The organism is Stenotrophomonas nematodicola, from assembly GCF_009467805.1.
GTDB lineage: Bacteria > Pseudomonadota > Gammaproteobacteria > Xanthomonadales > Xanthomonadaceae > Stenotrophomonas > Stenotrophomonas nematodicola.
The window spans coordinates 90,357-115,266 of the sequence record NZ_WIAY01000006.1 but is presented as its reverse complement, the minus strand read 5'-3'; the positions used below and the strand labels follow the sequence as shown (position 1 = coordinate 115,266).

Below are 24,910 nucleotides of genomic sequence, written 5' to 3'. Positions count from 1 at the left end.
TCACAGCTTGAAAGAGGTCAGTTCGTCATCTTCGACCACATCAAGGTCGCCCTGGCCGCCAAGGTCAGGCTTGACCTCGACCGCGCCGATCAAGGACTGCCAGTCGGTGCCAAGATTTTGCTCAAGCACAGCAAGCAGATTGATGAAGGCGGTGATGGTGGTCCGAGGGGTGCGGAAGAAGCTGTCGCCGATGCGGTTGGCGCAATGCTCCATGAACTGATGAACGGCCTCGTCAGGAAGGAGATACTTGGCCTGGTCGCCGCCGGCATAGACGTGGCGGATCTTGGTCAAAAGAACGTAGAAGTCTTCTGCAGTAAGGCTGGAGAGGCGGACCACAGGTCCGCTGAAGTCGACCAGGCCGTTCGTGGCAAAGGTGTTCTGTGCGAGGCGGCTTTGCAGCGCTTGGTAGCTGTAGACACCGCGGCGAGTGTCCATCAGGAAATCAGGAGTTCCGCCCAACACGAAGCCTAAGCCAACTGCCGTTCCTTGGAGCGAGTCGTTGAGCATGCGCAGGAGCTGCTCGTAGTTGGAATTTCGTGCCTGAGCGTTGGCCAGCTTGTACAGGTTGACCAACTCATCTAGGCATACGAGCAACCCGCTGTAGCCGGCGAGGTGGATGAACCTGCCCATGAGTTTGAGCTGGTCATAGACGGATGCGTCGTCAACGATTGTGCGCACGCCGAGCGCGGCCTTGGCATCCGTACGGGTCGTGAACTCACCACGAAGCCACCGGATGGCATCGGATTTCAGCTGTTCATTTCCTTCCTCGAACCCGCGCCAGTAAGCCGCAATGACGTCCGCAAAATCGTAGCCGTTGACCAGCTCCGTCAGTTGTTCCAGCTTGGCGCGGATGACTTGTTCGGTAGGGACACCTTTTGCCTTGGATTCGGATTTTGCAGTAGCGATGAACTTCTCGACCACTGCGGGCAATGCGCCGCCTTCTGGCTTCGTTCGCGTCGCCAGATTCCGCATCAGTTCCGCATACAGCGAACGGGCTTGTCCGCCTGATGCATGAAGCCTGCGATCCGGGTTCAGGTCCGCACTGGCTACGACCAGCTTTCGCTCCATGGCAATGGCGCGAACCAGGTTGAGGAAGAACGTCTTGCCGGAGCCGTATTCTCCGATCACTAAGCGGAAGGAGGACCCACCATCGGCGAGCCGGTCGATGTCGCCGACCAGCGTCTCCACCTCGCGAGCGCGGCCAACTTGTATCAGGTGCTGTCCTGCGCGGGGGACAACGCCAGCGCGAAGAGACTGGACGACCGCGTCGCGGTCTTTAGTTCGAATAGGGTTACTCATTGCTCGATCTTCTCAATGAACTCGGGATTGATCTCCAACGGGTCATCGCCGTCGGAGAAGGGGATGTCATAGGCGTCGAAGGAGGCATCATTGATCTGCTCCAGCGCACCATCCAGCATCAACTCAAGGTCTGCAGCGCCGTCCTCGAGCTCGGCACGCGTCCAGCTCGGGCGAGAAAGCATCAGCCGGAGCAATGCGCTGTGAGACTCATCCAGGCCAAGTAGGCCGTTGCCGACCTCAGGCGTTTCCTCCAGAGATGCAGAAGGAGCATCTTCGTGGCTGAAGTTGGGCTCGTCCTCCGTGAAGATGGTCGCAAGGAGGGCGGACACCTTGGCCGTGTCGCGCTGCAGCGCGGCGATGCGCTCGGGATCCAGCTGCAACGAAGCGGACTGAGTGGACTGGGACTGGGTTTTGCCCGGCCTCGGCGCATGGATGTCGCTGAAGATCCGCTTGGGTTCGACACCTAGGGCCTTGTAGACCTTCTCTAGAAAGCGCACCTCCTCCGGCGACACCATTCCGTCCACTTGGGCGAGAGTTGCCATGGAAGCCGCAATCGCCTCTTTGGTGGCACTGTCCAGCGGATCGAGCTTTTTCCGCAGTGATGGCAGGGAAATGGGCGACGCGACAAGCAAGTCCAGGTGAGCACGCAGTCGACCGTGATCTGCCACGCTAAGGTGAGACCAGCCGTCGATCTCTAGGGAGAGATGCGCCAGCTCCTGCGCGCTGAAGGAGCCGTCTGATTGGGCAACCGCCGAGGCGAGCTGCAGGGTAAGGATGGCTGTTTGATACGCTGCGGCATCTGTTTTGTGCGACTGACCAGGTAGAAGCGCAAAGATCACGATCGGATCGGCTTCAGAAGGTGCACGTGCTCCCTCCAAGACATTTGGCTCCATCCCGACATTCATGCTTTCCAATACCCGGGCTAGATCGCGAACCCTTTCCCGGCCGAGAGGGCCGAGGCTTGGGCCGAACCGAGCGCTCAGCTCTTCCAACTGGATCGTCATGTTGCCTGCTTGGACGTCCTCTGCAATTGAACGGAGGGTGCTTCTTTGGCTCTCAGGCCAAATGCTGGGCGGCAGCAAAAGCAGCGCTTCCAGCGCATCCTTTGAAACGGAAGATCTTCCAACCAATCGGCTGTAGGGGCCGAGCTCGTCGGTACACTGCTGAACAACCTCGAGCAGGCCCTTCAGTGGGGCACGAAGGGCCGTGACGTCAGGAACGTCTCCGAACGTCTTGGGCTTGAGGGAGACGCCATACAGGGCGGGCGAAGCTGGTTGCCGTGCGAACTTCAGCTTGGTGCGGTTCTTGGGAAGCACCATGCCGCTGCCAAACAGCTCGTGATAGCGCTCGATAAACAGGCGATCGAACTCATCGGCGCACCGGACTGCCGCGGTTCGCAGCGAAACCTCCGGGTTTAGCCGAATCCAGGCCAGAGCCAATTGAGCAGGGATGGGTGCCCGGTCAAGCGAACACTGGCCCAGCGCCAAGCGGACGTAGAAGGGGAGTTCGTAGGAGCGATCAAACAGGGGAACTGGCTTTGAGTAGAGCTTCTCTTCGACCGAATCCAGCTCCATCCAGTCCAGCAAGCTGTTGGTATATCCACGGATAGGACCATAGATCTCTCCATAGGTGGAGCCCAGCTTTCGGAGGGCCTGCTTGATAGCAGGCCAGTCTTTTCTCGATTCTGGGTCGGTCACCGAATCAAGCAGGACGCGGCGCTCTAGGCCGAAGAAGTAGAGACGGACGTAGCTGATTGAGCAATTGCTGTCGGTTCGGTCCGATGCCAACCAGGTCAGGTAGGCCCGCCGCTCGCTGGGTGACAGCTGAGCGTAGGCCAGCCAGTAGTTGGTGGAGCCTCTGTAATCGCCATATGGAGCGACGGCCAAGACGCTGTTGACCAAGCTGGGCTCGGTGTCGCCATTGGGGGAGTCGAGCTTGACGCCCGTGTAGAAGAGGCCGCCTTGAATGGCTACGCCCCCGATCTCGATCGTCTCATCGGCGCCTAGCCATCGGGTCTTCGCCCAGCCTTCGGGCGGGCGAGGGACGATGAACTCCTTTGAGGGAGTGTCAGAAGCGATGACGACGCGATGCAGTTCTTCCATTCCGGTAGCGGGCCCCGTTGCTGACGGCAATGGTGGAGGGACAGCTCTGGCGATGGCAGGCGGCGCCTGCTGACCTTGAGACGGTCCGCGATCATCGTCAGCGCTGGTCCTCAGTTCCGTCTCAACTTGGGTGGGGTCCGTGTAGGAAGCTCCATGCTCGGCAATATGTGCTTTCACTTCCTTCAAGTTCCCGGGCCGGCTTGCGCCAGTCACCTGGGCCCCATGGGCCGTCAAAGATGCTGCGAGCCTTTGAGCTACGTCTGCTGCTCCGGGAATTTGGACCTGCACCTGTTCCGCAAAGGTCTGGGCAGCCTTTCCTGCAGCAGAGCGTTCGGCTACGGCCTTCATTGCCTCTGCCAGATTTCCAGCTTTCTTACGGGGGGCGGAATGAGTGGAGGTCTCCAGGCTCTGGTTGCTTGGCTCTAGCTGTGAGACCGAAAAGTCCGGGCCTAGGTCGTGCTCATCGGCCATGGCAAGGGCGGCACTGGTAAGAACCCCCGGGGAAGTCCCCGCGTCTGGAGGCGAAAGGGCCATTTCAATTGTGCTTGGGCCGCCGGCCGCCGCCCCGTGAGAAACCGGGCCGGGCACTTGGGACGGTGAGCCACCCAAGCCGGAAGAGTGGAGGGCGGGCGGGCCAGAACCCTTAGATGGCCCGACAGGAATAGCTGCCTCGTCGCGAATCGACGTCGGCCGCCTGACGGGCTCCTTGGGCACTGCCCTGGGCGCTGAGGATTGGATGAGCTCTGCCAGAGTGGGTTCTGACACCGGTGCTGTGGCTGGGGCGACCTTCCTCTCAGCCCGCCATCTGAGCCAGACCCATAGGGCAAATCCTATAAGTGTGGCGATGCCGAGACCGATCCAAATCTCTTTTGGAATCAGCCAAATAACGACCAATACACCGACGATCCAGCCGGCGGCGGATTGCTTCCTTTTTCTCGCCACGTGGCCCCCTGCCTACGGCGCTTCCTTTAAGGCCATAGTAACGCCAGAGGCGGGACCGATGCCCGGCTTGCGTTTCAGGGTAGAGCCGGCTGAGCCACCTGATCTCCAGCGAGTTTGGTCCGAGAGGCGATTCTTGGAGGCCGCTGAATGCGGGCTCAGACTCTTCACGGAGCTGGACCGAAGACTCTATAGGGACGGATTTGATTCGGGAAGCCCTCGACCTAGTTTGCCAATTCAGCGAGCCATCGATTTGGGCTCATGCGGAAAACATGTAGGATTTCCGCTGGTTGGCGCCCCAGGACCTCAGTGGACGTTGCGTTAAAGTAGTCTGGGACACAAGTCGACGAAGTGCTGCTCAAGGAGGATGCAATGGGAAGGCGGAGAGGAATACCAGGCTTTTCTTGGAGACGAGCAAGCGGCTTGTCAGCGGCAAAATCCAAGTTGTCCAGACAGATCGGTGTGCCGCTCACGCGTGCGGGACGCCAGCGAAAAATGGGGAAGGCCTTGGGTTGTTGCGTGCCCGCAGCTTTTCTCATACTCGGGGGATTGGGATCAGCGGTGGGCCTCGGGAAGGTCGTAGTAGCTTGGGCCATATAGGAAAGCCCTGCCCGGGTCCGGACTCAGTCATTCCACATGAAACGTAGAGAGAGTTGACAGAATGGCTGGCCGCTCAGCTTTTTGGCAGCCAGCACTCAGATCGAACGCTTCAATGTAGAGCAGCCGAGTCGTGCAGCTTCGCTTTGCCGACGACGCGGGCATCCTTTCGGATTTCATCATCGATGCGGCTCTGCTGGTGGATCAAAAGCGCGCCCAAGAGTTCTGCGTCATCCAGTGTTTCTGCAGCAGCCAAGTAAACCAGCGCTGCGACACGGCGGCGGCGGCGCGCTTCTTCCTGACGTTGGGCTTGCTTGGCTTTGCTCGCTTGACGTTGTGATGCCAACAGCTCGCGCGCCTGAAGCTGGGCGAGCCGCTCGGTGGCCCTCTGGATGCGCTCATGGTAGTGATTGGTTGCGGTCATGGTGAATTCCTTCATGAGGTTGAAACCAGTCAACCAAAGAAGTTGATGCCGTCAAGATCGCTCGCATCTGAAAATGTACGAACGTGCAACGCTCAATGAGCGCTCAAAAAACATGCTTAAAAGAACAGTGCAAGAGCGCACTTAGGTGTAACTCCGTTACACGTGCGCAAAGGGCTTCGCCCCTTGGACCCCAAGCGGATTCCCGCTTGCGAAGAGAAAAAACAAAAGCATAAAGACTCCGACCAATCACGGAGATCTCAATGGCTATCTACCACACCAGCGTCAAAACCTTCAGCCGTGCGCGAGGCCAGTCCGCCGTCGCAGCGGCCGCCTATCGCGGCGGCCTGCGCCTTAAAGACTTTCAGACAGGACAAGTGCACGACTATCGGCGCCGCGGTGGCGTCGTCGCAAGCAGCTGCCTGGGCCCTCCAGGAGCGCCGCCATGGGCCCTAATTCCAGGCGAACTCTGGCCCGCGGTCGAAGCGGCCGAGCGTCGCAAAGACGCAACGATTGCACGCGAGTTCGAAGTGTCGCTGCCACACGAGCTCGATGCCGAACAGCGCAGTGAACTTGCTTGGGCGATTGCTGACGTGTTGGTAGCCCGCTATGGGTTCGTCGTCCAAGCAAGCATCCATTCGCCGCCAACCACTGACGGTGTGAACCACCACGTCCACATCCTGGCAAGCACACGACGGATCACCGGAGAGAGGTTTGGTGACAAGACCACAGAGCTGGATGGTGGTCCGACGGGGCGTATCGAGGTGGAGTGGGTTCGCGAGGCCGTGGCGTCCACGATCAACTCGCATCTGGAGGCGGCTGGCATCCGTTCCCGGGTGGACCATCGCAGCTTGGAGGAGCAGTCCCAGACAGCATTGTTGGACGGTGATCCGATTCGGGCAACGCTGCTATCTAGGGAGCCTACCCGGCATCAAGGAAAGGTCGCGACGGCGCTTGCCAGGAGAGGTCAGGCCACCCACGTCGAAGAGACCAACCTGTCGATTCAGCAGGAAAACGACCAAGAGTTCGAATCGCTGATCCAAGACGCTGTGGCTGAGGGGCGTGCCATTGGACTTCCTCCCACGCACGATCACCGGGCTGCCCTCGCTGAGCGAGCCAAGCAGAAGTCTGCCGCGCCGTTCCTCGCGGTCGGCGATCTCAGGATTGAGGGAGTGATGGGCATTCGCCTACCTCCCATTGAGAACGGTGTCTTGAGGCCAGAGCGCCCCCCGAGGCAGTGGAACTGCCTCGAGTGGATTGATGTTGCACTGAGAGACCTGTGGGAGATCACCCAGGCCCGCGCTGATTTGGCTTTGGGCGTTGTTAGGGAGTGGCTTGCAGGTGTGCGCCGTCACGTGGTCCGCTTTGGTGACACCGCCCAGGCACACCCGTTGGTCGCACCTGTTGCGGTCAAGATCCGCTCGCTCAAGCAGGCGTTGCTGAGAAGGGGGCGGAGGGAGAGCGCGGTCCGGCGAGCAGACCGTCTTCACCACATGGCGCAGCAGCAGTGGGAGAGCTTCAACGCGGACCACCCACGAGAAGGGAGCCAGTGGTCGCCCAAGGAATGGGCCAAACGCCGAGAGAGGCGTCTGGCTGTGCTCGAGATGCGGTCAATCGAGTTGGCTAAGGCCCAAGAGATGGCGACTCAGCCGGCGCTGGACGCCGCCGAAAGCGACATCCTTCAACAAGCGTCGGAGTTGGCTCAGTCTTGCGATGAGTTCCCCCCATTCGTGTCGCCGTCGGTGCGCAAGGACCCGCTGGTGCCTCGGCCTGGTCCGACATCGCGTCCTTCGGCGCCGAATCCATAAAGCGAGAGGCCCCGCAGTTGCGGGGCCTCTTCTTACTCAGTGCAGACCAGGTCGTCTGCCCAGTTTTGGCTTCGGACCGGGCATCGGCGTGTTGATCCTGCTGCTCCGCCATTGCTCCATTGATTCCGGCATTTCCGGTGGTGGGAGTGAGCGGTCAACGGGCATTCTCAGCGATGTGCCGGCTGCGGGCGGGGGAGTAAAGCCCCCAGGGGGCGTAGTCGGTCCCCACTGCCTAATCAGTTCGGCGGCGACATCCAAAGCATGCCGAACATCTACGTCGCGATCGTCAATGTCCCGACTCGGGGTGCTGACCATGAGGGCGCTGAGCAATTGGCTGGCGATGTGGAGCTGTGTGTCGTGGCGCATAGGGCCTTCCTTTCGTTGGTAGAAAGCCTATCCAAGCACCCATGCCCATAGTCGCCAAATGAGAAATGAGAGAAATTTCACATATCTGAACATCCAATTCGACCATAGATCTCATCCTTAGATGTATCTCCGCCCCTGCGGCCATCGGGTCGCCTTGGTTGGCTGGTTTGCTAGCCGACCGCTCCTCCATCGGTGGGAGGCCTGGTCATCCGGGGAAGCAGTACCAACCGTACCCAAGACTGGCTATGATCGAGGAAACATCCAAAGGAAACCTGTCAAACAGGCTTTCTGCAACGGAGAGAATTGGTTAGATCCGTGGTGATCCGATCCCACTCTCTCCGCCAATGACCCTTAAATCATTGATTTGAAATTGAAATCCTGATTGGGGTCGTTTGGAAGGCAGGAAGCATGTCGAGGAAACGCTCGCATGCGCATCCCACATCATTTGAGCCGGTCCTCGACCGGTCGCTGGTCCTTCGTCCAGCGCGCCCCGTTGATACCACGCTTGAACTCGGCACTGAACTTCCTACGCTTTGACATGAACACTCCTCATGGCCTGGATCGGCCTTCTTGTAAGTGTCCGTGAAAATCGGGGGTGAACCCTCGCCTCAAAGCAGAAGCGACGTTCCAATGCGGCATAGACTGTGGCATGAGCGTCCGCGTCGTCCATCAAGGCCCGCGCGCTCCTCAAATGTGGCTCGATACCGTAAATGTCCATGAGTGGGCCTTCATTGGAGTGGTGCATAGGATTTGGAGATGCCGGTGCGCATCTATGTCCGCCGGTGTCTCCGCCCAGATTGTCAGCCGCGGATGCCGCTTCCAGCAGTAATGGCTTGCTTCACAGACGCACCCCCAGCGCATCCAGCGTAGGAGTCGTCATTGTTCCTGTTGCCCGGATGCCGTGTGCAAGCTGGAACATACGCAATGCGGATTGCGTCTCGGGCGTCAGGGTGCCGTCAATCGCGCCCGGATCATAGCCTCTTGAATAGAGGGCTGCCTGCACCCGCATGATCAAAAGCTTGAGTGCGTCTGCATCCCGTCCCTCTTTAACGGGCTTGTCGTAGGTGCTTGGTTCCAACGTTAGGTTGTTGGAATTCGGCGCGCGGTTTGCTGGCTGTAGGTTCTGACTCGGGTAGCCAGTTGAACTGGATCCGCTGCTACGGGGTGCGGCAGGCGCGGTATAGGTGGCCGGTGGCGGAGTGGCAGGGACGGGCGGCGGAGAGTAAGAGCGATAGGAGCTTCCCGACCCAGACGAATGGGAGCGGTGCGAGCTGTGAGAACGGTGGGAGCTGTGGCTCCTGTGGCCGGCGTATAGGTTGTGGCGTCCGGCATTGAGCGAGGTGCTCAGCACGGTCGCGTATTTCCCGTCCATCTCTGAAAGCCTGGACAGGTCGGACTGACCCTTGGGCGGCTCTGTGCTCAAGCTGCCCAAGGTGGCTGCGCCGACGATCATCAATGCGTTGGACATGTTCAGTTTTCCAAGATAGGAGAGACAGACCGGCTGGTCCACGCCGGCGTTACCCAAGAGAAGAACCCGCCGCACCGGTCTCGAACCGAACACTTTTCGCAGGCGGGTAGGTAGTCATTTTTCCAGGGCGAGATGCTTTGGACCGCATATGGCCACAGAGACCCGTCCAGTGCGCACAACGGCAGGTTATAGAGCGATACGGGAATCCCGCCTTCGGCGAGCAAGGTAACCGCCTCGCTCAGTGAACTGGCGTAGTCGGCCGGGTCGGCCCAAAGTTCCTTTTGGTGCGCTTTTGCGAAGCCAATCGGCTCGATGCCCATGAGGGCAACATGCTCCACAAAGGGTAGGTTTCGCCAGATGTAGCGGGCCAGCTGCACCAATCTCTCAACCGTGGGTTTCACCAGGACGACTCGGATCTCCACACGTTGGTTGGCTGCGTCCAGAGCATAGAGTCCGCGCAACGTCTCGGAAAACGCCCCTTCGCTCTGCACGACGTAGTCGTGTAGAGCGTAGTGATCGCCATACAGGGGAATCCCCCAACTCAGGTTGGGATGAAGCCCTTCAAACTTGGCGTGCAGCCCGGGCTGGCGTAGACGTCCGTTTGAAAGGATGTGGAGATGGGTATCGGGCAGCACCTCAGCGCACTTGGATACGACGTTGACCAAGCCGTCGCCCAGCAAGGTGGGCTCGCCGCCGCTGATGGCCAGAGAACGTTCGTCTGGGTCGATGAGGTCAATGAGGTCCAACAGATGCCTGACTCGCCAGTCATCTTCGACTTGGCGGGGTGGTTGTGAGCACATCAAGCAGAAGCTGTTGCAGCGCTCCGTGGCAAAAAGCACGTTGCCGGTGTCACCCCGCCGGTAGCGGATTGCCACCTTCCTCTGGAGGGGGTTGAGCTCGACGACATCGCCTGCCTTGCAAAGGCCAGCAGGTCCCTCCAGGCGGACCGCAGGGGCTGCATCTGCGAGATTTAGACCGCTTGCAGGCAACACCGCGCCCCAGGGCAGCCCAAGTAGGGCGTCGCTGACTTGAGCCGTCGGAACATCCCGCAAGTCCAATGCCATTCGTTCCAACGGAATCGTAGACTGAGCAAAATCTCCCAATCCAACCACCTTGAGAAGGTTTGCCTTGACGGAGGGTGCCAGCTCGGCTCTGGTCTCAAGCGGCAGCATCGGTGATTTCTTCCATCGAGGACTTGGGAACCGCCCATGAGCGCATCAAAGCCTGCACCTCGCCGTCAGCTGCCTCATAGCGTTCCAGAAGGAAGTCGAACAGCCCCATGTTGCGCCGGCAGAAATCGCTGCTCGGGCGGTGACCGACCGGGTCTCCCTGCCGCGCGTAGTGCTCGATGGGGTCCGCGCCACACATCGGCACAAACGCGCAATCAGCGCAGGTGGGCAAGGCCTCTGCCACGCCGGCCTCCAGCAATCGGACCATGGCGGGGGAAGACAGCCATTGGCTCACCGGTTGGGAGACATCACCCAGCGCAAAGGCATCGTCACCCATGGCGGCCAGCATACGCGCCTCGTCCGAGGGGTAGACACGACCGTCGTGGTCGTAGATTACCGCGCCCAGGCCAGCTCCCGACGGGGACCGCAGGTCCACGTAGCCGTGGCCGAACGAGGTGAATAGCTGGGACAAGAGCAGAGAAGCATAGGATTCGTCCATCGCGTATCCGCCGCGGTTGACCGCCAGCAGGTGGTCAAAGGCACGCCGATAGAAGGAAAGGAAGTCCTCAGTGGGATAGCCGGTCCGACGTGCCGTTTTCGTGGCGAAGCCGTAGGGGCTCAGTGGGCGCAGCGAGATGCTGCGGAAACCGAGCTTTCGGTACTCATCGATGATCGCTTCAGGGACCTCCAAGCTCTGACGGGTCAGAGTCGTCAGGGCGGACACCCCATCTTCTCCCAGCCAGCGCCGTCCCAGCTCAATGCCGTCGAGGGTTCGGCGGTAGCTGTCCTTGCCCGGGCGAGGACGATTGGCGTTGTGAAGCCACTCTGGACCATCCAGTGAGGTAGACAGTTTGAAACGGTGCTCAGCCAGGAATGCCAGTTGGGCATCCGTCAGGTCGTGCAACGTGGAGGCCAAAACGAAGCGAAGGGTGCGGCCAGCAGTCCGATTCCGCTCCATAATCCGGCGGGTAATGGCCTTCACCTGCTCGAAGTTCAGCAAGGGTTCTCCCCCTTGGAACTCGATAGTCAGCTCCTGGCTGGGCCATTCAAACAGCCGTTCCACGGCTTGCTCGGCATGGGTCCCTGCCATATCGAAGGTGGTGGCAGTCGTTTCCTGACGGGAGACCTGGCAGTAGCTGCAGGTATGGTGGCAGCGCAGCGAAACCACAAATATGTGAAGCGCTGGCCCGCCCAAAAGGTAAGACTTTCGGCTCCGGATCTGGCTGAGCAAGGGCGCCAGACTACTCCTGTCGGCCCCCGCAACGACGAGGTGCCGGGCCTCCAGGTCCGCAAAAAGCGGCGAATCGGTGGGAAGTTGATGAGCAACAAGCCTCTGAACGTCCTGCATGGGCATCAGAAGCCAGTCGCCGGCCATGGAAGAGACGAACGCTCTGGCCTCGTCCCAGGGCAGCCGGCGGAACCGAAAGGGCAGGAGACGGTAATCGGGTGGGGCGGCGAAGGATTGGGCTGGCCTAAACCGGGACATGGCCGCCTACCGGAAGTGCCTGGCTCAGGGCTGCACGGAGCAGCTCCTGTTGGAGTCCGGTGGTTTCTGCTCGAACGACGGCCCGTAGCCGCTCATCCAGCAGGTCCCGAGAAAACGCGGTCCGTAAATCGTCAGGAAGCCCGGATCCGTCCAGAGACCAAAACAGGACGAAAAGGTTCTCGTCCTGACTCCGCAGCTCTACGCCAAACCGGCTGGTATAGCGGTGCGCGGCCCGAGCGGTGACGTCGTCCGAATAAAGTGTGCGATCAATGATGAATTGCGAGCGTTCCATTGCCCATCCCCCTGGATAATGTCAACTTTGCTCCTGAGTGGCCCCTGTTGCAAGCCCGACGGTAGAAAACCATTGCTCAGGGGGACCCGCGCCTGCGGCTGATGTGAAATCCGCCTTTATTCGGAAGGAGCTTTGTGCGGCCGAAGGGAGGCTGCTTTTTCGGACGTTGGCTGTGAGTCTCACGAGGGAAGCTGCCTCGGTAGAAAAGCCGCAATTGATCATCAGTGACGGATAGTGGGTCGCTCCGCTAGCTGAGCTAAAGAGTTTGGAAGCCTTGCCGATACACCGTCCTGCGGAACTTCAGTGGCATGCAAGAGGAGCAATGGATGCGGAAAACTCTTATTTTTGGCAATGGACTGGGGATGGCGCTTGACCCTGGGCTGTTTAGCTTGGATGACGCCATCGGCCGTGCTTGGGATGGAGAGGGAATCTTCGACCAAGAAACGCGCGCGCTGGTCAGATGCTGCCTGGTGGATGATGGAGACACCGAGCGTCCGCACGGCGAGGACGACTTGGACGCTCTTCAGCTGGTTGTATCCTCCTGCGACTTCTTGGATCGCATGAGCCGAGGCGGCGCTCACTGGCTCAGTCAACACGGGCAACGTTTTCCTGCGGCCGTGCGCAAGTTCCTTTATCAGACGGCACTCCAGTTTCATCAGCGAGAGGTTGTCCTGCCAATCGAGTTCGTTGGGCCGTTGGCCGCCTTCCTTCACGACACTCAGTCACACGTTGCGACGCTCAACTACGACAACCTGCTGTATCAGCGAATGATTGAAGCGCACGTTTTGAACGGCTACGGCGGCGCGCTCGTAGACGGCATGCTATCGGGCGGCTTTGCTCCCGAGAACCTTGAACGAAAGTGGGGCCGGACGTTCGGCTACTACCTCCACCTGCATGGCTCCCCGCTCTTTGTCGATCAAAACGAAACGGTGCGAAAGCTGACGCAAGGCGAGCTTGGCGGCGACGACGACGTGGTCGGGTCCCATATCGTGCTAACGCACGTTAAGCACAAGCCAACGGTCATCGCAGCGTCGCCGCTGCTGCAAAGCTACTGGGAACACCTCGAACTGGCCTTGGCTGAGTCCGAGCAGGTGATTTTGTTTGGCTATTCCGGACTGGATACCCACCTCAACGAGCTACTGGAGCGGCGTTCCCCTGAGAGCATTCGGGTGGTCGAGTGGGTAGGAGCTGGCGAGCAAGATGAGCGTGAGACTTTCTGGAGAAAGGTGCTCGGCAAAGAGCCAATACTTAACAGGATGGACAGCATCTTGGCGTTTACGGAGTGGGCTTGACCCCCAGCGTTTAAGTCCCAACGATTGGATTGGGGCACCACCCCATCGCCAGGAAAGAGGCACCGTTGCGGCGGTCTAAGCAAAGGTGTGCCATATTCACTCATTCAGGGTGGGCCGATCCCGGCTGACTTTAAGGAGCTTAGGGTGCGACGTCATGCCACTGGCCCATTTCTCTTTCTAAATCGTCCCAGATGGCTTGAAGCGTAGCCGAGTCGCGCGTGTAGAGCGCCTGATCGATGTGGGCGAACTGATCAAACTGAGGGTGGGGGAGGATACTTCCGACCCCGCTGTAACAGAACCAGTCCCCCGACAACTGTGCGATTTGGGCAAGCTCTTTCAGAGAGTTCTTCGCATCCGACAAGTTCCATTGCTGAAGCTGTCTTCCGGTCCTGCTGAAGTCGGTTCCGGCATGTGCGATCTGAACGTGCACATGGTGAACCACTCCATCCAATCGGGCGAGCCTTTGCTGAAGCCCGTCGAATACTCCCGGCTCGATCAGATCGTCGGGAGTTCGGTTCTCCGGAAGAACGCCACTCAGCTGATCGAACAGGACATGTCGTTGCCGGGAGGGTTCGCTGTCAAGTTCGCGTGGGATGTTCATGTAACCCGGCTGCCGCTGCGCAAAAACGTATGCCCAGTGGCGCTCTTCGATGGCTTCGAAATCGTAGTCCAAGCCGGCGATGTCTTCCACGAACACCCTTCGGGTGATTCTGGGGTGGGCGGCTCTAGCGTCCTGAAGTAGTCCACCGAGTGAGCAAACGGCCTTCGGGCCTCTGATTGGACCGGGTTCCGCCAGCCGTCTGACCCCTTGCATCATGTTGTTCCAGAAACCGGTCACCAGCATTTCCAGGACCATGCCGTTGAGTCGCTTGCCTTCGCCTTCATCCGGGGCCTGACGGACCATCTCGACGATGCAGGTGAAGGCAGCCAGGTCCCACGCCAGCTTGGAAAGACCTTTGGTGATCGCATTGTCGTCCGTATCGTAGATTGACTTCCATTCTTCTATTCGCTGGCGCATATGGTCACAGTGGCAGTAGCGTTCGGATCAGAATACATATGAGATTTCGCTTCGTCACGGTCCCTTCTGCATCGGGGTATTTTCTTATGCCATGTAGCCAATCTGTGGCTTGCTTGTCCTCCCCGACTGGGGGACTGGCCTCCATGAGGCGGAGAAAGGAACGGCTACGCTGCTCTCCTCAGAGCGACTAGGTGTGGTGAATGTAATCGTTTGTGCCAAGTGCTTTAAGCAGCGTTAGAAGGGCGTGGTGGGAAGCCATCGCCTGTTCCAGGGAGCTGGCTTCTTCCCCATATCGCACCGCGGGTGACGTCTTGAGGGTCAGCAGGAGTTCTTCATCTATCTGGATGCCAAGCTTCTCCTTCAGCAGTTCGCCAAGGTGGACGTGATCGTGTCCCTTGCCGCCGCTCGTCGGGTAAGCATGTCCAGCCAAGGCTAAAAATGCCTTCAACAGCTTTTCTGCGCACTGCGCCGCCTCCCAGCGCGCCTTGCCGTATTCCCGCCTGCTCACGATTGCCTCAACGCTGTGCCTGTAATCTGCCTTGGCTTCGAAGAACAGTTGGCTTCCGCCGAGAGCGTCAAGTGTCATGATCGCCTGCAAGCCGTCAGCAAAGGCATCAAGAAGCAGCGTCAGGTCTTGGTCCGTTAGCTTGTTTGCCATTGATTGCGTCATGCCGTCGACGCAACTTAAGGCGTTGATGGTCATGGGGCCACGGCCAATGACATTCCGAGCCCCATCCGAGAGATCTCGATGGATGCCTACCCTCCCTTCCCCATAGAGCATCGGTAGGCGAATCTTCCAAAGATTTCCTTTCACCATAGCCAACACGGATCCAGGGGACATATCGACCTTCATCGCCTCACCGTAGTGCTCTGAATACCAGTCATGAACACGTGCCAGGAGGTCACGTGGTGAGAATGGCGGTCCGCGGTCGGGTGGCCCACCTAGGATGGGGGTTCCATCCAGCTTCAGGGTCCAGGAGACCTGTGCTGACGCCATGATGCCGCGACGGTGAGGCTCAATCCCCTTCGTCGAAAGATGTGCGTCAAGCGAGGTCATCATCTCGTCGAACTCGGTTTCATTCGACGGACGTTGAGCCCATTTCCACTCGTTTAACTCGTCCCGCCTCGATGTTGTCATGCACCCCTCCTTCGTGGCTTTGAACCCAGTATAGGCTGCGCCGTGGGTTCAATCTGGTGCGCAACACAGGAGCAGGCCCATAGTGGACATGGCTTGGGAGGGATGCCTGGCTTAACAATCCTGGCCTCGACGGCACCCCTGATTGAGGGAGCCGTCACGGGTCTGCGGCTACAGATGAAGCCTGGCCGGGGCAAAGGCGTCGATGCTCTCCGCAGTGGCGATGAATGGGCGGCCGCTTTCGCTAAACGAGTGCGAACCCCGGTCACTCTTGTGCCATCACCTGCCTTGTCTTGGTCACGAAGCAATTCCAGATGCGTCATCGCCATGCATGGGTTCATGGATAGAACTTACTTTCATCGCCCAGCCACTTTGCGAATTGCCCACGCCGATAACGCGGCAGTTCCACGCTCGGCTGGTAGAGCTCCAGAGCGATGATCTGCTTGCTTCGTGTTGCCTAGGGTTCACCCCCGATTTCACGGACACTTACAAGAAGGCCGATCCAGGCCATGAGGAGTGTTCATGTCAAAGCGCAGGAAGTTCAGTGCCGAGTTCAAGCGTGGTGCGGTTGAGCAGGCAAGCCAGCCCGGCGTCAGCTGTGCCCAGGTGGCGCGGGAGCTGGGGATTCGCGACACCCTGCTGACTCGCTGGAAACGCGAGGCACAGAGCCCGGGCGCTGTCGCCTTCGGCGGCACCGGGACACCTCGGGATGAATAGCTGCCCCGCCTCAAGCGCGAGCTGGCGCGGGTGAAGAAGGAACAGGATTTTCTGCGAGAAGCGGCGACGTTCTTTGCAAAGGAATCATCCTGAGGTATCAAGTGATGGAACGTTGCCGCAACGAGTTTCCGATTCGGCTGATGTGCCGCTACTGGCGGTCTGGCAGTGTCAAGGCAGCCACGAAGTCATCCTGCATTCGGATCGTGGCAGTCAGTTCCGCAGCGGTGACTACCAGGCATCTCTCGCGGCTAACGGGCTGATCTGCTCGATGAGCGCTGTGGGACATTGCGGCGACAATGCGGCCTGCGAAGGCTTCTTTGGGCTACTCAAGCGTGAGCGAGTCTATCGAACGAACTATCCGACACTGGATGCAGCACGAGCGGATGTGTTTGACTACATCGAGCGACGCCATAACCCAAGGATGCGGCGAAGGGTCGCCAGGCAGGATCAGAAGATTGCAACTCTTTTAGAACCGTACGTGATATCTGGGTAGAACCTGGATGCGGACTTTGAAGATTTGCGGTCTATCATTGACCGCAGAAACTGGACTGCTCGTTCTGAGCGAGGCGCATAACTGTGGAAATCAGCCATCTCATAGCTAGGTATCCGCGTATTTTTCATATGGCAAATGCTGGCTCTTGGCCGAGCATTCATGCCAGAGGACTGCTCTCTGCAACTGCCGCGCTGGATAGACTGAATATCGGTGGCCCTCTACGCGCAAAATTTGAAGATGGGCATCGTCACGAGATGGCGTCGATACATCCAGGGCTTTCGGACGACATCGTGTTGCGGGACCAGAAGCCGATGCCACCCAGTCGGATCGAGAGGGCATTGCCGCCTGCTGTAAGTGCCGCTGACTGGTATCGCTTGATCAATGGGAAGGTGTTCTTTTGGGCGCAGAGAGAGCGCTTGCTCCGGTTGCTCAATTCATATGGCGAGTTCGAGCACGACGTGTTGACTGTGGACACTGCAAGTCTACTGTCGAGCCATGCGTCACGCGTTCGGCTTTGTCACATGAACTCAGGGAACACCTGGCCGATGCCCCATCCACGTGATGCCTCCATCTTCAAGCCTATTGATGAGTATCCCGTGAGGCCTAGTGGATTGCCGCAAAAAGAGGTTGTGGAATTGGTGATCGAGTATGGCGTTCCTGACATCAAAGATCATGTCTTGGAAGTTACGCGGATGCGAGGGTCGGAAGAACTTGGATCACTATGGCGGCGCACTTAGGTGAATCATCCAGACAGGAGGTAAGCTGACTTCCTGAGAAGGCATCTTCACTACGAAAAGCTGACTAGTCATGATGGTTCGCTGGCTAAGGATGTCATCTCCGGATACGTTGCTTTGGCCCACTCGCCGGTCATACACTTGAAGGACACTCACCAGGACACAGCCCGGTCTGGGTTCTGCAGGAAGATCAAGGGTTTAGGAGAGGGGACGTCTAGTCCCACTCTCCCCGCCAATATTCGTCTAATGCCAATGGGGCACGGATCGGGACACATCTCCCGAATGCGCATCCCCCATCACCTCATCCGCGCTTCATCAGGCACCTACGCCTTTCGTCAACGTGCTCCCGCTGAGTTGCAGGTTGTCATGCCAAGGCTGCGGCTGAGCTCACCGCCAGGGTCCATAGCCAAGGCGGGAAGCGCTGCCTGGAACGTGCGGAGATACGTGGCGCGAACGCTATGACGGCGCTAGACGCTTTGCAGTGCACGTTGACCCACACAAGGCGATTGCTGATCTCGACTTCCCCTCAGTGGTCAGAGCACCGCGCTTTGGCGTTCAATGCCCAACGAGACGGAGATTGGACATGAAAAGGCGCTATTTCCGAAGAGCAGAACATCGGCTTCCTCCGTTGGGCAGAGGCCCGCATGGCGGTGAATGACCTGTGCCACCGGCACGGGTTCAGTGAGGCGTCCTATTACCTGTGGCGCAGCACGTTCGGCGGCATGAGTGTGCCCGGTGATCCTGTAATCAATGCGCTGACCATCGTTGACGATGGGACGCTTGAAGCAGCGGCGATTGAGGTGGAGCGGGCGATCTCCGCCTACGGCGTGGTGCGGGTGCTGAACTGGCAGCAGGTGATCCGGACCGACAACGGCGATGCGTTTTGCGGCAGGACGATGGTGGCGTGCGCCTGCGAGCGAGGTGCGCAGGCGCGCTTGATCCCGCCCGGCAGACTGAATCAGAACGCGTGCATCGAGATTTTCAACGCGCACCTGCGCGACGAATGCCTCAACGAGCATGGGTTTCCCACACGGCTGCATGCCCGCAGCGAGATCGAAACCTTGCGACGGGAATACAACGAGGAGCGACCGAAGACGATCCTGGGCGGCCTGACACCGGCCGCCCATCCGTAGGGAGAACCGTTATGACGTTGCCTGAAGAGCGCTTTCAGCACGGACAGTTCGGGCGGAACTCACTCCCGGAATCGGATCGAAGCGGCCACAGCGGTGACAGCGTCCTGCACATCATGGCTGCTCCCCGCAGGCAGAATGGCGGCCAGGCGAACGAAGCGCTGGCCCGGCCAGAGCGCCAGATAGTGGTGGAACGTGCCGCCATCAGGCATGTGGCCGCTGACGCGATGTCCGGCGATGCCGGCGAACATGACATCGTGCCTCGACACAACCGTACCGTGCTGGATCTCGCGTGTGCCGGCAATCAGTTGATCGGAGACATCTGCAAGGTCATCCGAACCGAAGGGGAGTGACAGTTGGGACGCGACGATCAGCAGAGGTTGGCGACCCTCCGGGTCGGTATCCAGTTCGCCCGCAGTCAGGATGGCCGAGGCGCCTGCCAGCGTATCGACAATCCGGAACGGCGGTTCCGGCGTCACGGTGAAGGGGAGGGCTGCAAGTTGCTCCTCCAGGGACGCCGGCGGGCTCACCTTGACGGAGGTCAGGGTCATCATTGCGGACTTGTGCTTCATTGCGTGATCCGTGGGTGCCTGGACCGTGATCATTACCGTAGGAGAACCGGGGAACAGCGCAATCCACTTGTTGAACGTCTGCCCATGAGCGTTCTGGGTGCCGATCGCGACGGGAACCGCGCGCCCCTCGACGTCAAGCGACTCCAGATGCTTGACCAGGACGCCGCGCGTGGCGAACTGACGACGGGCGGTTTGTTCATCGACGAACAGCGTTGCCACTGCCTCGCTGGCGTGGGCGGGCAACTCGGCGACCAGAATGCTTGCCCGGCCATCCTCACTCATGAAGCCAGTGAAGGTGGAGGCGGGCGAGAATCCCGACGGGGGAGCCAGACTGACGGACGTTCCGGGTACAAGCTGCGCGGGGTGGGGCGGCTTGGCGCACCCAAGGGCAACGGTGGCCTGCAGAAGAAGCAGCGCTGAGCGCAGCAAGTGTTTTATGGAAATAGGCATGTAGTGCTCGGATGGGGGAGACGGGCGTGGCGGGCGTGTGCAGCCCCGACGCCAGGATGAAACCGGAGATCCTGGCAAAGACCGCCTGTGTCGACCATGCAACTACTTCGAAGATGTCAGCCGTAGTCTGGCTGGTCGCGTGACGCGACTCTCGCGCGGAACAGTGGCGGAATTCCACGTTGACATAAGGGCGGGACGAGGGTGAGCGCCACCACGTCCAGCGAAACGTCATTCATCGTCGAGTTGTTTCGACCATTGGTGAAATCGCGCATCGAGCTTTTCGCATATGTCTCATGCTTTTTTCTGGTCGTAGGGTTCGTGGTAAAGGGTCGGCAGATCATCGTCAGAAAGATCCACGTAATCCTCCAGGTAGGATACTTCGTAGTACGCCTGCGCGAAGCCATTTCCCGTTTCTGACAAGTCGTCGCTCGTAAGCTTGTCATCGCAGCATTGGGCAAGCAGGTCCTTTCCGCTCAGCTGTCCTTGGCGAATTGAATGCAGCGCGTCAGGATGCAAGGAGCGAAGCGTGTCGCTTTCATGCCCGCGACGGATGGCCCACTCCAGGAAGAGGGCGATATGGGTGCGGGCATGGGAAGCATTGAGGTCGGCTGGAAAGTCTCCGCCGGTGTGCCAGTCAATGTCATCGTACTTTCTCACGAACATCTGTAACTCACGTCTGAAGGGGCGCTGAGTCGCGTTCCTGCGATATCTCCGGAATCCCGCACAGCCAGCCCTTCCCGGCAGAAGTCAACCAGGGCGCGCCCGCGACCTCACGAACGCTATCCCACGACATTCTGGGCTCGGAACCGTCGAGAGTTGACGGGAAAAGATAGGGGCTGACGGACAGGAGCGACATGCAACGAGTTGCAACGCTTGGCGATTCAACCGAGGCAGAACAACACTGTGGCCTCATAGGCAGGCATGTAGCCTGCTTCTGCAACAACTGATGGCCTCGTGCAAATACTAGGTTGGTCGATCATCAAGAGAGCGCGACGCCCTGCTCTCCACCTCCAACCACCGTCGAAACGCATCCGTCGCTTCCACCTTCCGCCCCGCAGCCGGACAGACCGTCCAGAAGGCATACGCGTTGGGCAGCTGCGCTTCGAAGGGGCGGATCAACCGTCCTGCGCGGAGGTCTTCCTCCACCAGCGGTCCCACGCCCAATGCCACGCCGTGCCCGTGGAGGGCCGCTTCCTGGGCCAGGTAGATGCTGGGGTACACCGGGCCGGTATCCGCACGCACCGCCGGCACGCCGGCGAACGCCAGCCACGCGGCCCAGTCGGGCACACCCGGCCGGCCCTCCGCGCTCTGGTCATGGATCAGGGTGACGTGGGCGAGATCGGCGGGCGAGGTCAGAGGCAGGCCGTCGGCACGCAGGGTCCCTGGCGCGCAGACGGGGAACACCGGTGCCTCCATCAGCAGGTCGGCCGGGTTGCCGTAACCGGCTCCGGGACCATAGCGGAGGGCGATATCGATACCGTCGCGACCGAGGTCCGCCAACTGGTCGGAGGTGACGATCCGCACCTGGATATCAGGGTGACGGGCGTGAAAGCGGGGCAGCCGCGGAGCCAGCCATTTGGCGGCAAAGGACTCCATCGTGCTGACGCGCAGGTCGGCGGTGGCTGCAGGCGAAGCGCGGTCCAGAGCGAGGTCCAGCATCTCGAAGATATCGCTCAGCGAGGTGGCGAGGGCGGCACCTTCGCTGGTCAGCGTGACGGTCCGATGGCCGCGCTCGAACAACGCGATGCCCAGATGGTCCTCGAGCCGTTTGACCTGATGGCTCACGGCCGCCGGCGTGACAAAAAGCCGGGCCGCGGCCTTCTGGAAGCTCAGGCAACGTGCAGCGGTTTCAAATGCGCGCAGGGCGTTGAGAGGAGGGGCGTGACGCGGTTTCATCCAGGGCTCCAACCACCACCGATGATCGATCCTATCAGGTTAGGTTTTCTAACCTGAAGGTCAAATCATGTCGTTTGTCAGCCTCGGGGCTGCTGGCAATCATGGCGGCCTCCACCTCAAGGGAAGCCGCCGTGCATCTGACACCATTGGGTCCGGACGTCTCGCTATGCGTAGGCGACGAACATGCGTCCGTCGCGACCGTGTTCTTCAACGGGAGCGACGTGTTGCTGGTCGACGCCCTGGGCAGTGCGGCGGATGCCCGGCGGTTGCGCGATCTGCTGTGCCGGCAGATGGGGAAGACCGTACGCATGATGGTCTTCACCCATTTCATGAGCGATCACATCGCCGGGCTCACCGTGTTTCCCGAGGCGATGACGGTGGCGCATCGCAACTATCGCCACACCTTCCTGTCGCAGAACCACCGCGTGGATGCGTTCTACCGTGAGCCGCAGGTGGTGTTCGACAGCGCGATGCGCATCCGCTGGGGTCGCCATGAGCTTCGCCTGCTGCATAACCCGGGCAAGACCCTGGACCACCTCAGCGTGGATGTCCCCACCGCCGATCTGGTCTGCGTCGGCGACAACATCGTGGGCAATATCGTCTATCTCTCCAAGGCGGACCCGGCACAGATCCGGACGGCGATTGGGCGGGCCAGGCAGTTTGGGCGCGGCACCGTGGTCGGCGGACACATCGGCGCGTTCGATGCCACGGTGCTCGATAACGCGCTGCACTATCTGGAGCACCTACGGCGCACCGTGGTAACCCTGCGCGCGCAGGCAGACGCGGGGCCGCTGGGAGAGAGGATTGCGGCCATCCCGATGGACGCGTGCCTCGCGCCGGGCGTTGAACCCACCGACTTCGAGCGGATCTGGCACCAGCGCAATCTGGAGGCGATCGAGGCCCAGGGCATTTTCGAGCTGGATACCTATCTGGCGCGTCCGACGGAGGTCGCATGAGCGCGCCTGCATCGGGCGGTGTCCGGGTGGGGCGACGGGCCTTCCTGTCCGGCTGTGCGGCCGGAGCGACGGCGCTGCTGTTGCCCGCATCGCTCGCTGCCGCGCAGGTGCCGACACAGGGCGGCCTGCGCATCCAGCGGCTGGCTTGGGCAGGCATCCGTCTCCAGCTCCCCGGCTCGACCCTGTTCATCGATCCGTTGACCAATGCCGCCGAGTGGGGCGCGGCGCTGCCGGACGTGTTGATCCCGGTCGCGGATGCGGTCGGGGAGACCAGCGTCCTGCTCACCCATGTGCACTCGGACCATTTCGATGCGGGTGCCGTGGCGCAGGCGCTGCACGCGGGGGGCACCGTGATCCATCCCGCCCGAACCCATCCGCTCCCGATTCCCCCGAAAGCCCGGGCGCGTCCTGCAACGCTGCGGGAGCCGCAGTTGCTGGGCGACTTCACCGCCACCGCGGTACCCGCGTCGGACGGCTACGGCGACCCGCAGGTGTCGTGGGTGGTGTCGGCGGGCGGGCGACGGATCTTCCACGGCGGTGACACGATGTGGCACGGGCACTGGTGGAAGATCGCGCGACAGTTGGGTCCTTTCGACATGGCCTTTCTGCCGATCAACGGTGCCCGGTTCGGCTGGCGCAAACCGGTCAGCGGACAGCCGGGCGTGCTTACCCCCGAACAGGCCATTGCTGCCGCCACCGTCCTTGGCGCGCGGTCCATCGTGCCCATCCACTACGGCATCTCGGGCATTGCGGAGTACCAGGAAGTGGAGGCGCCGCTGCGCACGCTGGGCGTGCAGGCCAGAACGAGCACCCTGACTGTCCAGCCAGTGCAGCCGGGGGCGTGGGTGGCGTGGCCATGACGGGTGACGTATGTCCAGCGCCGCCAGCCGGGGATGGCGTACGTCGGCGGTTGCACAGGGGGCCGTCAGCAAGGTGAACATTCCGAAGTAGAATCCTCTGCCCGTAAGGACGACGTAGTGCGGGAGGGGCATTCATGGACCCGTGGGGCCGTCTCGAGCCCAGAGGACATGCGTGCGTTGGAGGGTTCAAAGGAAGCATTGCGCTGCAATGCGATGTGGATGATTGGCGCGCACATGAGCGTTGGTCATCAGTACAACAGGGGGTTTCATGCGGTCCATGCGGAATGTGGTTGTTTTCGCTGTTGCAATGCTGGCTGTCGGGTGCGCGCAGAAGAAGGGGCTTGAAGAGAATCCGGACCTCGCCGCGATCGAGCAGCACCTGGATGCGTACCTGGAGGCGTATCCCAACGCCAACGACGGTGCCAGCAAGACCTGCCTGGAGATGAAGATCCACTTCGTCAGCGCGACCACCTCCGGTGCGCTGGACGCATCGGTGGGCCGACGGGATCTCGCCAGCGAACCCGGGCCGCTGAAGGCCGGCGAGGCGGTGTTCTTCGACGGCGTCGCAACGCAGTTTGGCCGTACCGTCCGGGTAAATGGCGACAGCCTTTCCGTGGGCACGGTCAACGTCGGCGCATCGGCCTACGAGGTGTGGTCGCCGAACAGCAGCGCCGTCATCAACCGGCGCATCGCCGAGGGTCAGCTGGTGACCGGTGGCAGGGAGTCGCCCATGTTCGGTACGCGCGGCGTGCCGGTGTGCGGCTTCGGTATCGCCACTGTGGGTGGCAGGCTCAATCACATTCTTCTGGCGGACATGATCGAATCCGGTGCGCCGCTCGAGCAAGAGGCGCCTGCCAGCGGCATCGCCGCCAGTGCGGCCGCAGATGTTGCCGAGGTGGCCGGCGAGCCGCCGCAGGAGGCGCCGGCCGCGGCCGGTGGCACGTGCGAAGTGATTGCGAAGGGCGAGGAAGAGGCGCGTTCCAACTGCAAGTCGGGCAACTTTGCTGCCTGCCGCGATATCGCCGGCTGGGTGGCCAACAAGGTCATGGAAGGGTGTGCCGTGACCACGAGGACGCCGGCAGAGGCGCTTCACGAGGAATGCCTGTCGCTTGCCAAATCGTCGTTGCTGGCCAACGACTACTGCATGGGCGGCAAGGGCGACCAGAGCGCGTGCGAGTTCCTTGGCAAGGCGGCAAAAGAAGCGGCGCAGAAGGGGTGTCCGTCGGACGTGGTCGCCGAGGCCCGCGCGCAGATGCGGCGAGACCGGGGCGAGCCGGCCCAGGCGCCTGCGACGGCCTCCGCGCCGGCGGCATCGGCCTCTCCTTCCGCCGAGGAGGCATCCCAGCCGACCCGGTCCCGCAGTGAAGCCACGGTGGACGCGACGTCCAAGAGCATGAATCCCCCGCGGTATCCGCCTGCCGCGTTCCGTGCCGGGATAGAAGGCCAAGTGACGCTGACCGTGGATGTCTCCGCCGACGGCGCGGTCACCAGCGTGGCCATCGCAAAAACGTCGGGCAACCGTGACCTGGACAGGGCGGCAATGGAAGCCGCGCGGAAATGGCGGTTCAACCCGGCGCAGGAGAACGGGGTTGGCATGGCAGGACGGGTGAGCGTGCCGGTCACGTTCGCGCTCAATTAGTGCCTAGCTGCGGAAGCCTCCGGCGTCTCAAGGACCCGTCTGATCGCCCCCGCATTTCCTCGCTCCATCGC

The 24,910-nt window shown here is 60.7% G+C and carries 19 protein-coding genes and 2 pseudogenes; 8 read left to right on the top strand and 13 right to left on the bottom strand.

Going from position 1 to position 24,910, the window contains the following annotated elements:
* The 3 genes from GDJ08_RS16380 to traD form a co-directional block, all read right to left on the bottom strand.
* Positions 1–1,299 (bottom strand): ATP-binding protein, encoded by a 1,299-nt coding sequence (locus GDJ08_RS16380; RefSeq protein WP_152151172.1) that lies wholly within the window; start codon positions 1,297–1,299, stop codon positions 1–3.
* Complete coding sequence (locus GDJ08_RS16375; RefSeq protein WP_152151174.1) at positions 1,296–3,401, bottom strand: tellurite resistance TerB family protein; 2,106 nt, start codon at positions 3,399–3,401, stop codon at positions 1,296–1,298. The genes GDJ08_RS16380 and GDJ08_RS16375 overlap by 4 nt, the downstream gene beginning before the upstream one ends.
* A gap of 1,648 nt (positions 3,402–5,049) precedes the next feature.
* Positions 5,050–5,361: a conjugal transfer protein TraD gene (gene traD, locus GDJ08_RS16370; protein WP_152151430.1), complete on the bottom strand. Its 312-nt coding sequence runs from the start codon at positions 5,359–5,361 to the stop codon at positions 5,050–5,052.
* 260 nt (positions 5,362–5,621) lie between these two features.
* Here traD and GDJ08_RS16365 point away from each other — a divergent pair, with 260 nt between their 5' ends.
* Positions 5,622–7,166 (top strand): MobA/MobL family protein, encoded by a 1,545-nt coding sequence (locus GDJ08_RS16365; RefSeq protein WP_152151179.1) that lies wholly within the window; start codon positions 5,622–5,624, stop codon positions 7,164–7,166.
* Positions 7,167–8,370: 1,204 nt separating this feature from the next.
* Here GDJ08_RS16365 and hxsA read toward each other — a convergent pair.
* Genes hxsA through GDJ08_RS16345 form a run of 4 tightly spaced genes read right to left on the bottom strand, consistent with a single transcriptional unit; the run spans position 8,371 to position 11,947 of the window.
* A complete protein-coding gene (gene hxsA, locus GDJ08_RS16360) occupies positions 8,371–9,000 on the bottom strand; it encodes a His-Xaa-Ser repeat protein HxsA (RefSeq protein ID WP_153165286.1) in 630 nt (209 codons plus the stop codon).
* 2 nt (positions 9,001–9,002) lie between these two features.
* Positions 9,003–10,172 (bottom strand): His-Xaa-Ser system radical SAM maturase HxsC, encoded by a 1,170-nt coding sequence (gene hxsC, locus GDJ08_RS16355; RefSeq protein WP_153165285.1) that lies wholly within the window; start codon positions 10,170–10,172, stop codon positions 9,003–9,005.
* Entirely contained in the window at positions 10,159–11,655 is a 1,497-nt protein-coding gene (gene hxsB / locus GDJ08_RS16350; RefSeq protein ID WP_153165284.1) for a His-Xaa-Ser system radical SAM maturase HxsB, read from the bottom strand. The genes hxsC and hxsB overlap by 14 nt, the downstream gene beginning before the upstream one ends.
* Entirely contained in the window at positions 11,642–11,947 is a 306-nt protein-coding gene (locus tag GDJ08_RS16345; RefSeq protein ID WP_153165283.1) for a hypothetical protein, read from the bottom strand. Before GDJ08_RS16345 ends, hxsB begins: the two co-directional genes overlap by 14 nt.
* Positions 11,948–12,273: 326 nt before the next feature.
* Here GDJ08_RS16345 and GDJ08_RS16340 point away from each other — a divergent pair, with 326 nt between their 5' ends.
* Positions 12,274–13,239, top strand: coding sequence for an SIR2 family protein (locus tag GDJ08_RS16340; RefSeq protein WP_229296550.1), 966 nt, complete (start codon positions 12,274–12,276; stop codon positions 13,237–13,239).
* Positions 13,240–13,378: 139 nt separating this feature from the next.
* Here the strand turns inward: GDJ08_RS16340 and GDJ08_RS16335 are convergent, their stop codons facing one another.
* The 3 genes and pseudogenes from GDJ08_RS16335 to GDJ08_RS20380 form a co-directional block, all read right to left on the bottom strand.
* Positions 13,379–14,257 carry a hypothetical protein gene (locus tag GDJ08_RS16335; protein WP_153165282.1) on the bottom strand — a complete coding sequence of 293 codons (879 nt, stop codon included), beginning with the start codon at positions 14,255–14,257 and terminating at the stop codon, positions 13,379–13,381.
* A gap of 187 nt (positions 14,258–14,444) precedes the next feature.
* The gene (locus tag GDJ08_RS16330) at positions 14,445–15,395 is read right to left on the bottom strand and encodes a HEPN domain-containing protein (protein WP_153165281.1); all 951 of its coding nucleotides are present in this window, start codon (positions 15,393–15,395) and stop codon (positions 14,445–14,447) included.
* 334 nt (positions 15,396–15,729) lie between these two features.
* A pseudogene (locus GDJ08_RS20380) lies at positions 15,730–15,846 on the bottom strand (integrase); the annotation flags it as partial.
* A 68-nt stretch (positions 15,847–15,914) separates the two neighbouring features.
* Here GDJ08_RS20380 and GDJ08_RS16325 point away from each other — a divergent pair.
* From GDJ08_RS16325 to GDJ08_RS16315, 3 genes and pseudogenes are all read left to right on the top strand, one after another.
* Positions 15,915–16,602: pseudogene (locus GDJ08_RS16325) on the top strand (transposase).
* Positions 16,603–16,685: 83 nt separating this feature from the next.
* Positions 16,686–17,339: a DUF7002 family protein gene (locus tag GDJ08_RS16320; protein ID WP_153165280.1), complete on the top strand. Its 654-nt coding sequence runs from the start codon at positions 16,686–16,688 to the stop codon at positions 17,337–17,339.
* A gap of 593 nt (positions 17,340–17,932) precedes the next feature.
* Positions 17,933–18,469: an integrase core domain-containing protein gene (locus GDJ08_RS16315; protein WP_153165279.1), complete on the top strand. Its 537-nt coding sequence runs from the start codon at positions 17,933–17,935 to the stop codon at positions 18,467–18,469.
* 59 nt (positions 18,470–18,528) lie between these two features.
* Here the strand turns inward: GDJ08_RS16315 and GDJ08_RS16310 are convergent, their stop codons facing one another.
* The 3 genes from GDJ08_RS16310 to gcvA form a co-directional block, all read right to left on the bottom strand.
* Entirely contained in the window at positions 18,529–19,488 is a 960-nt protein-coding gene (locus tag GDJ08_RS16310) for a hypothetical protein (protein ID WP_153165278.1), read from the bottom strand.
* Between the two features lie 291 nt (positions 19,489–19,779).
* The gene (locus tag GDJ08_RS16305) at positions 19,780–20,151 is read right to left on the bottom strand and encodes a DUF7832 domain-containing protein (RefSeq protein WP_153165277.1); all 372 of its coding nucleotides are present in this window, start codon (positions 20,149–20,151) and stop codon (positions 19,780–19,782) included.
* A 300-nt stretch (positions 20,152–20,451) separates the two neighbouring features.
* The gene (gene gcvA / locus GDJ08_RS16300) at positions 20,452–21,384 is read right to left on the bottom strand and encodes a transcriptional regulator GcvA (protein ID WP_136005399.1); all 933 of its coding nucleotides are present in this window, start codon (positions 21,382–21,384) and stop codon (positions 20,452–20,454) included.
* A gap of 101 nt (positions 21,385–21,485) precedes the next feature.
* Between gcvA and GDJ08_RS16295 the strand changes: the two genes are divergently transcribed.
* The 3 genes from GDJ08_RS16295 (at position 21,486) to GDJ08_RS20475 (ending at position 24,839) form a co-directional block, all read left to right on the top strand.
* A complete protein-coding gene (locus GDJ08_RS16295) occupies positions 21,486–22,340 on the top strand; it encodes an MBL fold metallo-hydrolase (protein WP_153165276.1) in 855 nt (284 codons plus the stop codon).
* Positions 22,337–23,200, top strand: coding sequence for an MBL fold metallo-hydrolase (locus GDJ08_RS16290; protein WP_153165275.1), 864 nt, complete (start codon positions 22,337–22,339; stop codon positions 23,198–23,200). Before GDJ08_RS16295 ends, GDJ08_RS16290 begins: the two co-directional genes overlap by 4 nt.
* A 241-nt stretch (positions 23,201–23,441) precedes the next feature.
* Entirely contained in the window at positions 23,442–24,839 is a 1,398-nt protein-coding gene (locus GDJ08_RS20475) for an energy transducer TonB (protein ID WP_423669529.1), read from the top strand.
* The last annotated feature ends 71 nt before the right edge of the window (positions 24,840–24,910 follow it).